General features: G+C 46.5%; 12 protein-coding genes. 3 read left to right on the plus strand and 9 right to left on the minus strand.

What is annotated here, in order from left to right; all coding sequences use genetic code 11:
• The first annotated feature begins 68 nt into the window (after positions 1–68).
• Positions 69–1,133 (plus strand): hypothetical protein, encoded by a 1,065-nt coding sequence (locus DNHGIG_RS14405; RefSeq protein ID WP_282200248.1) that lies wholly within the window; start codon positions 69–71, stop codon positions 1,131–1,133.
• On the opposite strand, the gene DNHGIG_RS14410 is transcribed toward DNHGIG_RS14405, so the two are convergent.
• Entirely contained in the window at positions 1,112–2,626 is a 1,515-nt protein-coding gene (locus tag DNHGIG_RS14410; protein ID WP_282200249.1) for an L-lactate permease, read from the minus strand. The genes DNHGIG_RS14405 and DNHGIG_RS14410 overlap by 22 nt on opposite strands.
• Positions 2,627–2,761: 135 nt before the next feature.
• Between DNHGIG_RS14410 and DNHGIG_RS14415 the strand changes: the two genes are divergently transcribed.
• Entirely contained in the window at positions 2,762–3,307 is a 546-nt protein-coding gene (locus DNHGIG_RS14415; RefSeq protein WP_282200250.1) for a helix-turn-helix domain-containing protein, read from the plus strand.
• Positions 3,308–3,623: 316 nt separating this feature from the next.
• On the opposite strand, the gene DNHGIG_RS14420 is transcribed toward DNHGIG_RS14415, so the two are convergent.
• From DNHGIG_RS14420 to DNHGIG_RS14445, 6 genes are all read right to left on the minus strand, one after another.
• Positions 3,624–4,250 (minus strand): YcnI family copper-binding membrane protein, encoded by a 627-nt coding sequence (locus DNHGIG_RS14420; RefSeq protein WP_282200251.1) that lies wholly within the window; start codon positions 4,248–4,250, stop codon positions 3,624–3,626.
• A 2-nt stretch (positions 4,251–4,252) separates the two neighbouring features.
• Positions 4,253–5,830, minus strand: a complete 1,578-nt coding sequence (locus DNHGIG_RS14425) for a copper resistance CopC/CopD family protein (protein ID WP_282200252.1) — start codon at positions 5,828–5,830, stop codon at positions 4,253–4,255.
• 101 nt (positions 5,831–5,931) lie between these two features.
• Entirely contained in the window at positions 5,932–6,579 is a 648-nt protein-coding gene (locus DNHGIG_RS14430) for a response regulator (protein ID WP_282200253.1), read from the minus strand.
• Positions 6,551–7,384, minus strand: a complete 834-nt coding sequence (locus DNHGIG_RS14435; protein ID WP_282200254.1) for a sensor histidine kinase — start codon at positions 7,382–7,384, stop codon at positions 6,551–6,553. The genes DNHGIG_RS14430 and DNHGIG_RS14435 overlap by 29 nt, the downstream gene beginning before the upstream one ends.
• 256 nt (positions 7,385–7,640) lie before the next feature.
• The gene (locus tag DNHGIG_RS14440) at positions 7,641–8,831 is read right to left on the minus strand and encodes a copper amine oxidase N-terminal domain-containing protein (RefSeq protein WP_282200255.1); all 1,191 of its coding nucleotides are present in this window, start codon (positions 8,829–8,831) and stop codon (positions 7,641–7,643) included.
• A gap of 342 nt (positions 8,832–9,173) precedes the next feature.
• Positions 9,174–9,380: a helix-turn-helix domain-containing protein gene (locus DNHGIG_RS14445; protein WP_282200256.1), complete on the minus strand. Its 207-nt coding sequence runs from the start codon at positions 9,378–9,380 to the stop codon at positions 9,174–9,176.
• A gap of 137 nt (positions 9,381–9,517) precedes the next feature.
• Here DNHGIG_RS14445 and DNHGIG_RS14450 point away from each other — a divergent pair, with 137 nt between their 5' ends.
• On the plus strand, positions 9,518–9,892 hold the full coding sequence (locus DNHGIG_RS14450; protein WP_282200257.1) for a DUF423 domain-containing protein: 375 nt from the start codon (positions 9,518–9,520) through the stop codon (positions 9,890–9,892).
• On the opposite strand, the gene DNHGIG_RS14455 is transcribed toward DNHGIG_RS14450, so the two are convergent.
• On the minus strand, positions 9,884–11,173 hold the full coding sequence (locus DNHGIG_RS14455) for a BaiN/RdsA family NAD(P)/FAD-dependent oxidoreductase (protein ID WP_282200258.1): 1,290 nt from the start codon (positions 11,171–11,173) through the stop codon (positions 9,884–9,886). The two genes, DNHGIG_RS14450 and DNHGIG_RS14455, sit on opposite strands and share 9 nt — an antisense overlap.
• A gap of 386 nt (positions 11,174–11,559) precedes the next feature.
• Positions 11,560–13,380, minus strand: coding sequence for a stalk domain-containing protein (locus tag DNHGIG_RS14460; RefSeq protein ID WP_282200259.1), 1,821 nt, complete (start codon positions 13,378–13,380; stop codon positions 11,560–11,562).
• Positions 13,381–13,553 lie beyond the last annotated feature (173 nt).

Raw genomic sequence — 13,553 nt, forward strand, 5'->3', positions numbered from 1 at the left:
TTCACTCGTCTGATGGCTCCGTTTGAGGCCCGGGTGACTACAATTTAAAAAGGAGAGGAGGAAGGTGAATGATACGATTCTTGCTGGTGGCAATGATTCTTGTAATTTTCGTGTTTCGGCAACCTCTGGAACCCCTCGCGAAACAGTCGATCGCTTCCCTGGAAAATCAATGGATCATGATGCAACAAAACCTGAATGGGAATCAGGGATTTCTCGCATTGGAAGAGAAGATTGTCTCTCTCATGAAAATGTTAGGGTTGGATCATCTGGATGGAAATTCGTTGAATCAACAATTGGATCAAGTGATGGAAGCAATCGGCCAGCAGGTCGGTGATCAAAGGCTTCTTCACGGCTTGCATATCCGCCGCTTGCCGTTCAAAGAAGGGCAGGGGAATCATGTTACGGCCGGGTCGGAATCGATTCAAGTTTCATCCGGGGATCCCGGTGTTTCCCAAAAAGAGGTACAAACGGCTGCTCACATGATCCAAACCATCTCCCTTCCTATTTTGAGGGAAAATGTATCAGCGCCTGTTCAACCGTCCCACGTTGTGCTTTTTTCTTCGAAAGCGGCTTATGCAAAAGCATTGGAAGACGCGGGCATTCAAAACGATTTGGTGAAACACATCGTCGAAAAGACAGGGGGAATCACCGTTGGTTCCGATGTCTGGATTCCGCTTTACGCGTTGCAATCCAACGGCGATCTCGCCAATGTCTTAACACATGAGCTCACACACGTGGTTCTCAATCAAAAAGGGATCGGCGATCATATTCCCGATTGGTTGAATGAAGGGATCGCTTGGCATGATGGAATGCTCGCTCTGCAGAACATTCAACCTCGTACCGCAAAACAGGAAACTGCACTTATGAACAGACAGATTCGACTCGTTGCACAACAAGGTGAACTGTTGCCGTTAACCGTTGACGAGCAAGGAATCCTGCAAGCCCATTATAACGTGGAATGGGAGGACTTCCTCGCAGTTGAGAATCTGATTCAACAAGGGGGAATTGAAAAATTTCGCGCGTTTCTCGAAGATACCGTCAAGGATGGTGTTGACCAGAGTTTTTTAAATCAGTATCAGATGTCGATCAAAACATACGAGAATCAGTTTTATCAGACATTGAACAAAGGATAAATGATCATTTCGAGTACGATGACCAACAGGGAACTGACAGCGATGAGAGAGACATTGCGTAAGATTTTGTTTTCTTCTGTACGAATCTCGCAAACGGTGGCCCCCAATAACACGCGTGAAGGAGAAGCCATTGTCATGTGAGAAGCGCTGGTGCATTGTGCTGCCGCCAATAATTGCGGAGACATGCCCAATTGGTGCGCCGCTTCGATCTGCAATTGAATAAACATTGCGTTTGCTCCCGTGTTGCTACCGGTAAGCAATCCGCCCAATCCGCCGATCAACGGCGAGAACAATATGAATGCGGGGCCTAAGGTTGACGCAGCCGCATGGGCAAGTATCGCATTCATTCCGGATGAAGACATGATATCTGACATGGCAACGAAGCTGATCGTTGACAAGGTCACAGGAATCCACTGTTTGCATGTGGACTGCCATGACTTTTTTATGACATCAATGCGCATGCGAAAGAGGCAGATTGTAAACAAAGAGGTAAGCAACAAAGCAAAGCCGGGCGAATACAACAAGGGCAAAGAAAATGAGTACCGTGGCAGATCGATCTTCAGGGATGATTGAAACATCTGTTCAACACCGGGGAGCAAACGCGTGATAAATAGAAACCCTGTCAAGAACAAGTAAGGACTCATCGCCTTGATGATGCTCATTTCACTTTCAGCTTCTGAACACGATACTTGGGAAAAAACATGTCCGTTCCCCGCTTTTCGTTTTGCTGAAATGCGGATCCATAAAAATTCTGTTCCGATCGCTGCCATAGATGCCAAGACTCCCGCGAGTTCGACACTCACATATTTGCTGAATAACCATATGGAAGCCGCCAATATCCCTGTAATGACACTCAATTCTCCCCACCTTTGTGCAAGACCTTTCCAGCCAGCCGCTATGAGGACAGAGGCGAAAGCGAATAAGTAGAATGTGGGAACACTCATGAGCGCAATCTCCGATCCCAATGTCTGAAGTGGAATCTTCCCCAGATTGGCACCGATGACTGTTCCGGTTGCCAGTGCCCCCCAAGGAACGGCACTTAAACTGACCAGTGATAAGAATGCGGCTTTATAACGAGGAAACCCGAGTGCGATCAAGATCGGTGCGATCACAATGATTGCGATACCGAACCCACTGGATGATTCTACCAAAGGGGAGAAAGCAACCACCAGGAGAATCACTTGGCGGACAGGATCATCTGTCGCATGAGATATGAAAGAAGCGATCGTACGAATCAATCCGGCTTCGTTCATCAGATGAAAGAGTAGGATGCCAAAAAACAACACGTACGCGACTACGGAAGAAATGAGGATTCCATGAATACTGGAATCGAAAATCTCCACCGTTCTCAAATGAAATGTCGGCACGAAAATCGCAAGTAAAACGGCAGTTCCGTACGCAGCGAATCCCGAGCGCACAGAAGACTGTTTAAAGACAAAAAGCATCAGGAAGATCATAAGAAATGGAAGGAAAGCGATACCGATTTCCCGCATGAAGGATCAACTCCTCAGAGTTAGGATTTTGTCTAGGAATATACTATAATGGATTTATGTTCATCATAGTACCATACTGATGAATCGTCAATCATTTTTCCACTATAGTGGACAAACGGTAAAGGGGTTTTATGAGTGAGTTTCGGTCTTAATGTAAAAAAAGCCAGAAAAGCGATGGGACTCTCGTTGCAAGAACTTTCGAAGCGTTCGGGAGTCAGCCGTTCGATGTTATCACAGATTGAACGGGAAGAAAAAAACCCGACCATTCAAGTTGCGTGTCAGATAGCAGAAGGTTTGGACATGACACTGTCACAGCTACTGGGAGAAGAAGAAAAACAAGAAGTGATCGTCATTCGCAAGGAGCAGAGGCTCGTCTTTCGTGATGAACGATCCGGTTTTGAACGTTATCTTTTATCTCCGTCATTTCCTTCGAGGGGGATTGAGTTCATTTTAAATATGATTCCTCCAGGGAAAGAATCGGGAATTTTTCCTCCACATAAAAAAGGTGTGAAAGAATATGTAACGGTCTTAAGAGGACAGTTGCAGGTTGTGTTAGGGGAGACGAGCTATGAGTTGCACGAAGGGGACTCTATGTATTTTGAAGTGCATGTGGAGCATCGCTTTATCAACTGTGGAGACGGAGAATGTCGTTATTACCTTGTGATTGATTCGCGTGGTTAATTCGGAATCCACTTTGAGAGAGAACCACTTTTCACCTATGTGAACGAGTCTGTGAACTATCGTTGATCGACTTTGAAATTGGTGTTCGGATGGGGGTATCTCTTGTGCTTATGTGAGAAGAAGGTCGTCCCGCATCGGAATTCTAAACCGAGGTTCGGAACGACCTTCCGCTCATCTCTTATTGTAAAGCGAGACATCACACTTAAAAGCTGGTTTTTCTTCTTGTGTGACGTTTACAACCGCTTCATCGATGGTATATCCCAAGAAACCATTCATCTTCCGATGACGAAAGCTATGGTATGGGAAACAATGCAACCTACGCTTTTCTCCGGAATAAGCTGATCAGGGAAAGCAGGATGGCAACGCCGGAGAGTACATACGACCATGTGTTGCTACCAGAGGTCGAGACGTTTTTCTCGGGTGCCGGTTCTGTCTTTGCATCCGTTGGACTCTTCTCATCGTGTCCGTCCCCTTCAGCGGTGCCTTGTTTAATGGTTGTCACAGAAGCAGGGGTTTTTGAGCTCGGATCTCCCGTCCATTCCACAACAGAGCCATCCGCATATGTCTGATAGGCTTTCCATGCGATCTGGCCAGGTTGTTTCGGATTCGCTGCGACAAACGGGAATTCCATGAATTCGTGTGGTTTGATCCCGCCAGCCGTAGCCGTCCATGTGATCGCTTTGATGCGTCCGTCCGCATCTTTCTCGAACGTATAGTTCCATCCGGGGACGGGCTCTACAGAACTGACTTTAATGTCTGCCGGGAACTCGACACGCACTTTCGTGGTGTTCACATCTTTTTCAACAGGGACTCTGACGGTGTATTTTTCGTATGCAGAGGTGGTCGATTCTTTCGGCCAGACGGTCACGTGCGCGCTTGCAGTGCCCGCACATGCGATCAATGTCCCTGCCACGATGAGTGTTTTCAAACCGTTCATCTTCATGGTTATTCTCCTCCAGGTATAAATACTTTGTCGCTCCATCTCACATGGGTTCCTTCCCGAAACTCGGCATCAATGGAAAATTCCCATGTGCCGGCCATGGTAAACGGCAAGTCCGCTTGATATTCAGCCGACCCGATTTTTTGCGCGGGCGACGGATCGAACTCGATGTTGTGTGCTGGTACATTCATTTCCACTGTCACTTTTTGCGGTTCTTTGCCATCGGCTGTTTGTAAATGAATGGTCATTTTCTGCTTGCCGACATAAAGATTGGAAATCTCAACATAAGCTTGCCCATTTTCCGCTTGCAACATTTTCGCATAATGTTTGAGCGGCAGGGGATAGTCGATTTGGCTCATCAAGACACCTGCCAAAATAACCATGACACCGATCGCCCATTCCCAGAGCAGCAGACGGCCGGAGATGGTTTGGCCTGTTTTTCGCCAACGAAGCGTCTGGCGCAAGGCGAGAATCAACATGAGAACAAAAAGGGCGATTTTCAAGAACAGCAGGCTCCCCCATGTGCTTCCATTTTGCACAAGGGATCGCCAGCCAGTCTGAAGGAAAACCATAACGATCCCAGTGAGTGCGACCATGGTGGACGCAACCAAGGCGATCCGCACAAAGAATGGGCGAAAAGCAGCAAGGTCGATCGTTTCGGTAATGAGACGCCCTCCTTGTAGACTGAGGAGCAGGTACGTCAGACCACCGAGCCACAGGGAGATCGACAACAGGTGAATGGTACGAACCGCCAATGCCAACCAAACAGGTTCAATTCCCCAAACATGCCCGCCGATCGCAAGGGTACATGCGAGTAAAGTCCAGCAGAGCAAATACCAGCCTTCCACCATGTTTGGAAGGGCAAGAAGTAGGGCCAGAAGTAATTGTATGATGATCATACGGGAGAATGGGGGTTGCCAGATCAGTTTCCATTCTCCAGCGCGCATTGCATTGATGAAAGCATGATCAGGCAGAGTGGCAAAATAGGCGATCCATTCCGTGATCAAGCCTGCGAACAGTGCGATCCCGATGGTGTGCCATCGCCCCGTTATTTGCGACAGGGAGGGAAAACCGCGTCGTTTTGCCAACCAGGATATCCAAAAGAGACCTGTGCCAAGCATCAGTATCCCTTCTATAAAGTAGCGCAGAATGAAGAGAACCGTTTGGAACAAGCTCTCGTATGGAGAAAAGGAAATTCCGCTGTTGCCAGTCGTCACTTTTCCCACAGAAAATGTAATCGAGCCGCTAACCGGATGTCCGTCCTCCGATACCACGTTCCATACCGCAGTGTATCTTCCGTCGTTAAGAGAGGGTATGTTCACATACATCTGGGACGCATCTCCCGGTGTCAATTGCGGTCGGGGAAGCGGAATCGTGTGCGCTTGCCAGTCATACAAGTGGAGATCTACCAGTTCAAGATCTAGCGGTTCACTGAATTTCAGTGTGATCTCTTTCGGCGATGTCTGCAACACTTCGTTATTCTTTGGGGTCGAGTCCAAAAGGTTTGCATGCGCATAGGCGGTTGAAGCGCCCATATAGACAAAGAGGCAAATGCTGATCCACCACATGACGAATCGTTGCATGTGTTTCACCTGGCTTCTCGTAGAAGTCACACGTTTAAAAAGTTGTTACACGCACTTTTAATCTATAAAAAAAAGGGACCATGGGAAATGGCCCATCTGAGCTATTTTCCGCTTAAGCCGTGTCGTGCTGCATAAGCGGCCAGTTGCACGCGGTTTTCCAGCAACAGTTTTTCCAAAATATTTTTAATATGATTCTTGACGGTATTCTCGGAAATAAACAATCGTTCGGCGATTTGCCGGTTTGTTTCACCGGTTGCGACGTACATAAGGATTTCCTGTTCCCGTGGTGTCAATACATCAAGGCTCGGTTCGTCCATGCGGATTTCTTGATGGAAATGGTGAAACAGTTGACCGGCAAGTTGGCGCGAGACATTTTCGTCTTCACCGAGCAAAGCATGAAGATATGTCAACCACACTTCCGGTTCCAGGTTTTTTAATAGATATCCTTGTGCTCCAAATTGAATGGCAGCAATGAGATCGCCTACATCATCGGACACGCTTAACATGACGATGCGGATATGAGGATACGTTTTTTTGATCTGGCGTGTCGCTTCGAGACCGTTCATATGGGGCATCTTGATGTCCATCAATACAACATCGGGTTGCAATTGATGACAGAGTTGAACCGCTTCTTGTCCATCCTTGGCTTCACCCACCAATTGGAACGAGGAATCATTTTCCAGGAGACTGCTGATGGCAGCCCTCGCCAACGGATGATCATCAGCCACGAGAACGCGATATGACTTCATGTACAGAGTCTCCTTTCCCGGCTGTGAGTACGAGTTCCGTCCCGCCTGTTGCAATGGTGTGAATATCGAAGGTTGCCCCCAATTGGGCGGCACGTTCACGCATGATCGACAAGCCGTATTTTTTTGTCTCCATGGTTTGGATATCCAATCCATGTCCGTCATCGGCAATCAATAATTGCCAGCCACCGTTTTTCATACCATGCAATCGGATCTCCACATGTTGCGCGTTCGCGTGTTTCCGTATGTTGGCCAACGCTTCTTGAATAATCGCGAAAACGTGCACTTCCTCTGCAGGACTGAAATGATCTTCAGGCAATAGGATCTCCTGCGAGACTTCGAGACCGGTGATATCGCTCCACTGCGTCAGTAAGCGCTGTAGACGAAGGGAAAAAGATTCCCCTTTTTCCGGCTGGGAACGTAAATTGAAAATCGCGTGACGTACATGATTGTCGATTTCGGATACTGCCTTGCGCGCTTCTTCAATTTTTCCCTGTTGGAGTTTGACATTCAAATAAAAGAGTGTCTGTGCGATTCCGTCATGCAGTTCTCGGGCAAGACGCTCCCTTTCTTCGTAAACAGCTCGTCTCGCCTGCTCTTCTGCCAAACGCTCGTTGATCCGACGGATGGTTCGGAACATCCATGATGCATAAATAAAGGAAAGAAGGAAGGAGAGCAGCGTGATATAAAAATTTCCGGTTTCCATCGACATATAAGGGAGAAGGAAGGTATGGCGGATATATTCGAATCCCCCGATTAATAAAGGAGGGAGTAGAACCGTGAACCATTGAAGAGATTTGTAAGACATTACAATTTTCTTCCTTTCCTATAATGCAGGATATTTTTACATTCATTCTAAGTATATAAAATCGTGAGAGCAAATACAGCCAACCATTGTTCTTTCGGATAAGGAGTAAAAAAGGGAGAGATCATTGTTTGGATGCTGCTAGTAGGCATGTGAATTAATGGAATTGGGGAATCGGCAAGAGATGAAAGCGAAAGCCAAAGGAAAGATTGAATGATAGGGGACACCTGACGAGGATGGACCTCATCAGGTGTTCATTTTAATGTACAGGTACTTCGACAGCATTTTGTAATACATCTTGTGGGATGGAAATCGGGGGAACTTGATCAAAGTTCGAAAGCGTACCGTCAACGGTGATGTTCATTGAGCCCGCATCGGGGATTGCCATCTCCATGTTGATTGAAAATCCTTTTTGCAGAGAAGAAGCTTTATCGATCGTCTGTATGATATGGAAGGTTTTGAAGAATTGCAATTCTTCATCCGTTGGTATTGAAGGCACCGCTCCGTTTGAACCGGGTACTGGTGAATTCATAATGAGCTTTTTGAGCGCGCTCTTTGTGAGCGAGAAGTGAATTTCATAGGTGTTACCGTTATCTTTCAATGTTGCCATAGGCAGCAACATATTTATTTGTTCTTCCTGTTGCGGCGTCATGGTTGTTGAGGTGCTCATCTGAATGAGCTGGTTCCATTCTGCTTGAGACATAATCGTTATTTTTTCCCATTTGTGAGTTTCAGGATTCAGATAATAGATTTTGCCATCAATCAAGTACATTTCGATGTCAAAGTGTTGCGCCTGCGGTTGGATCGGGACATCTATACTGCCTTTTCCATGTAACGCAAACGGGTTTTTGTTGTAGTCAAACTGCATGTTACCTGTGAGATTCGCTTTTACAATCCCTGTAGGCAACGATGCTTTCAGTCCGAAATTCATCTGATAACTATTCTTTGCATTGGTCGCTTCTTGGGATTTGCGCAACAGATCTTTAATCACTTCGCGTTTCTTGAGTACATCTTGCGAAGGAACAATGTTGACGGTATTTGTGCTTGCGTTGTAAAAGACCTGATAGCCAAACGATTCGGCGAAGTAACGAAGAGGCACCATCGTGCGTCCATTCATGATGCGCGGTGGGGGATCCATCGCGATCTGTTCACCGTTTTCCTTGACTACCCCTTGAAGAACGTCGATGGTAAATGTGATCTCGTCTTTTGTACATGTAACGGTATGCGTGCTTGCATCATACTCCACTCCAGCACCGACCCAATCGGCAAGAGTGTATAAAGGGATGAATGTTCTGTCTTTAACAAGGATTGGTTGGACGTCTGTTTGTTTCTGGTTTTCAAGAGAGATCGTCAAACCATTCTCAGCTGCGTATGCCTGTGTGGTACAGAAACTGAGAGAACCGACGATCAATCCCGCTGCGAGGAAATTGACCTTTCTTCTTTTGGACACTATGTATCCCTCCTAGAAACATGATTGGAGATAATTCTATTATATACCAATCTATCCAAAAATGATATATTTTTTTGCAAGAATCGATTGATTTACATAGAATTTTTTCTTAAAAGAATTCGAATGAACGTAAAAAATACGACAGATGAAGTACCTGCCGTATTTAACAGAGAGCGCGTGCGGGGAAATCCACTACGGAAAACGGGTCATTTAGAAAACCCGATCATTTGGACTGTTTGTAATTCATCGTAGAAACAGGTTCATGAGCAATATAACAGACACTATACCGTTCAAAAAAAAACTAAGGTTAGGATGCTCTCCTAACCTTAAGCCCATATCCCTTCATTGATAGTGCCCCTGTTCGCCTTTCTGTTTTTCCGCCCAATCCAAGAAGTCTTTCCCGTTTACGTAGAGTTCCCCGTCCGTATAATGGGAATCCAGTTGGCCTCTTTCTACTAAACGGCGTATTTCTTCAACAGACATTCTTGCATGTTGGGCGAGCGACCAAAGAGTATAGGATTGGTCACGTTGTACATGTTTGATCTGCATAACCATTCTCCCCAGTTTATAAAATTGTCACAACTGTAGTGTAACCGAGGCGAATTTACGTTATGAAACATCCTTTACAATTTCTCAGTTTGGTATATGATGGATGTAACAAGATGTGAGAAAGAAGGGGAATCAATATGGCGAGAACGTTTCTTTTTTTGGGAAGTACATTGGCATTTTTATCGGTCGCCCTGGGAGCTTTTGGAGCGCATGCTTTAAAATCGCGCATATCATCGGACATGCTTTCCGTTTATGAAACGGGCGTCCATTATCACATGGTGCATGCGCTAGCTCTGATCCTGATCGCCATTTTGTCGGACAAAATGAGGTACTCTTCATTGGTTCCTTGGTCAGGTTGGTTATTGCTGATTGGTATCGTTCTATTTTCAGGAAGTTTATACGCCCTGAGTATCACGGGCATTCGCACACTCGGAATCATCACGCCTTTTGGCGGTATGGCTTTCCTGATCGGTTGGGCGTTACTGGCGCTAGCAGCTCTTCGTTCATTGTGAAAAAGTTGTTTGTTGTATCTCTAGCGATCGTTCGGCTGCGCTTTTACCGGCTGTATATCCAGAGCTGAAGGCAACTGTTATGTTATAACCCCCTGTAAACCCATGCACATCAAGGATCTCTCCGCAGAAAAACAGACCCGGCATAAGTTTCGATTGCATGGTTCTCGGGTCGATTTCTTTGAGATGTACCCCTCCGCCTGTGACAAACGCTTCTTCGATCGATAACGTGCCATGCACGTAAAGAGGGAATTGTTTGAGCAGGCGGGCCATCTCCGCCCAGGGTGCTTTCGGTATATGCGAGAATGTAGTCTCACCGCTTAGCCCTGCTTTCCGTAAAACCAGGTGTACCATCCGTTCGGGAATATACCCTTTCAGTACGTTTTTGATCGCTTTCTTCGGTTCATTCTCCGCAAGCGTAAATGTCTCGTTGCGAATGTCTTCAACCGATTTTTCGGGAAACAGGTCGATGGTCATGAGAACCTCTTGTGTTTGCGATTGTTTCAATGCTTTGACGACAAATTGGCTGCAACGGAGTGCTGCGGGCCCTGAAATGCCAAAATGGGTGAAAATCATATCTCCTTCTTGTTCGGTCACCTTCTTCCCCTTCGCGTTCCATACGCTCAATTGGACATTGCGCAATGATAATCCTTGCAATTCGCGATTTTGGATCCATTCTTCGTTTGAAACGATCGGCACTTCCGTGGGATACAACTCCGTAATCGTATGACCGGCCTCTTGCGCCCATTTATAACCGTCCCCGGTTGAACCTGTATGCGGAACCGATTTTCCACCCGTCGCTACAATGACGCATGGAGCGTCAATTTTTTCGCCAGATGATAGCGTGATACCGATCACTTGCCCATTGTCATAGCGTACGTGTTTCACCGGTGAATACAAACGAATGTGCGTCCCGACTTCCTTGACTTTCCGGATCAATGCGTTCACAACGTCCTTGGCTTTATCGGAGACAGGGAACATTCTGCCTCTGTCCTCTTCTTTGAGTTTGATACCCATACCCTCAAAAAAGTTGATAATATCCCGGTTATTAAAGACGGAAAAGGAACTGTACATAAAACGTCCATTGCCTGGGATATTTTTTATCAGCTCATCGATATCTTTATTGTTGGTTACATTGCAGCGGCCTCCGCCTGAAATAGCAAGTTTGCGTCCGAGTTTGTTTCCTTTCTCTACAAGCAAGACGCGCGCACCGTGCATTCCCGCTGATACGCACGCCATCAAGCCGGAAGGTCCGCCGCCGATCACAATGACATCATAATTCATGAGAAGCAATCATCCTTTACAATCTTGAAGAAATAATTTTTTTCTAGTTAGTCCCCCATGCCGCAAGCGGCACCATCAGAGGATGAAAAGTGTCTTCATCGAGTGGGCGTAATGCTTTGCGTGAGACAGCGACTTTGGAGGTTGTCTCGCTTCCTTTCGGATGTAAAAGGGTATATGCATTGCGCGTAACAGCGACTTTGAAGGTCGTCTCGCAACATATGATTATGATTCCATGCGAGACGACCTTCACGGAGCATAAGCGCAATGCATATACCCGCTGAAACGACCTCCACGGAGCGCGAACGCAAAGCATACGCCCGCCAAACTACACATTTTCAAAGTAGTGTCTCCATCCGGTTCGGTTACTACACGGTGTTGAAAATTGTCTATAACGTGATTTTTACTGCTCGGTTTCGGTCATCCCATGTCACCTGAGCACCCAGTGCTTCGCTGACAAAGCGTGCCGGCACCATCATTCTCCCGTTCTTCACTTGCGGATTTGCTTCGAGATGAATGGTAAGTCCGTTGATCGACGCAACATTGGAGTCAAGCTGCAAGCGGATGCTGATATTACCTTTTGTTGCAATCGCCGTCCTTGTTTTTTCGTCCCATTCCACTTTAGCTCCCAAAGTTTCGAAGATCGCTCTCATGGGGACGAGTGTTCGCCCGTTTACAACGATCGGTGCAGGATCATAGGACTGTTTTTTCCCATTGACAAAAACAGTGATTGAGGAAGATTGTTCCTCGGAGGGGGAAGCACCGTTCGACGGAATATCGTTGCCATGATCGGAATGATCCATTGTTTGTACGAAGTCCCCATATACCCAACCGGTGCGGTCATTCACTTTCACCTGATACCAGTTATCCGCTCCTTTTGACAGAAGCAACAGTTGTGTTCCTGGCTGAAGTACCCCAAATGTATTCGCATTTGTGGATGGTTGTGCGCGGAAATTGACAACATCAGTCGTGATCCCTTTCGTGTTCGGCGGAAACGGTGTCCGCTGCTGACCGTTGTCCGATCTGGGACGTTCTTGCCCGTCTGTTAATTCGTTGCCGTTATGCGAGGATGATGATCCTTCGTTCCCGTCATCCGATTTGATTTTGAGATAATCGCCGTAGATCCATCCGGTACGATTATTGACAGTTACTTTGTACCAGTTATTCGAACCTAGTCCTACGACCGTAACCTTTGTTCCCCCCGGTAGCGTTCCATATAGATTAGCTGAAGTGGTGGGGAGTGTCCGGAAATTCACGTCATCAGTTGTCACTCCCCAAGTGCCAGGCGGGAATGTGGTTTTGAGAGTCGTATCGACAGTTGAAGATACAGGACCCTGCGGACGAGGACTCGACACTTGCAAGGGTGATTTGTTTATGTATTCATTCTCGTTATACGGATGTATTCGCTCCATAATCCCGCTGATCTTTTCCGCCCAATATGGGTCTGATGCGTAATGTACATTCATACCGTCCAGAGTGGGAGATCCGCCGTACCAAACACCATTAGCATTCAGATATTGCGTTGCGACAAAATAAGCCTGAAAGAAAATGGCGTCTTTATAAGACGGAAAAGAAGCAGCGTGGCCGTACGGATCGTCGTCAAATGCCATATAGCCGAACAGATTATGTTTGTCCTTTGCGATCGAAGAAAATCCCCACCCGCTCTCAAGAATCGCATGGGATGCCAGGTAATGTGCGTTGACCCCGTATTTCGTTTGCGCATCTACAAATGTTTGTCCGAGTCCTATCAACGGGCTAGATGGGTAGTTCTGTTGGATAAAACGGTCGATATCCTCCGCTCGGATGGAGGAAGGCAAACGTAGGTCGAGTGCTTCATAAGGCGGTGTATAAGATCCCAGAGGATGGTCTCCGTCAGGGTCGCGCTCATAAAATAGGTGGTTAGCGTCACGAACGTATACCGCTCCCGGTTTAAGAAAAGAGGGGGCTTCACTCACGTAAAAGGAAGCTTCGCGATGATCGGGGGTTCCGATTACATGATAGAGATTGCCGTTCACAACTTCATAAAAATTCGGCTCGCTTGGGTAGGTAGTAATTCGAGATACGTACGAGACTCCCGAGTTGAAAGCGTATGCACTGCTTGAAGAGGATATTTGTGAAATGGTAATCGCAGCGAACAGTGTACCCATCATCAAAAGATAAGGCACTTTTCGTTTCTTTCGGACGGGAAATCGATGCGATGTGATGTACATAGGCAGCCTATCACTCCTCTGCGAATCTAACAACCTATTACAAGATTCGCTAAAGGATGATAACTTCCTGTCTAATCGTGCCATAAAATCTTATATTTTTGGAAAATGGAGCTTACGTTGCTATTGCTCATTTATAGATGGAATAATAAACTAATGATGATAAATAGAGGTTT

This window comes from Collibacillus ludicampi (genome assembly GCF_023705585.1).
Classification (GTDB): Bacteria; Bacillota; Bacilli; order Tumebacillales; family BOQE01; genus Collibacillus; species Collibacillus ludicampi.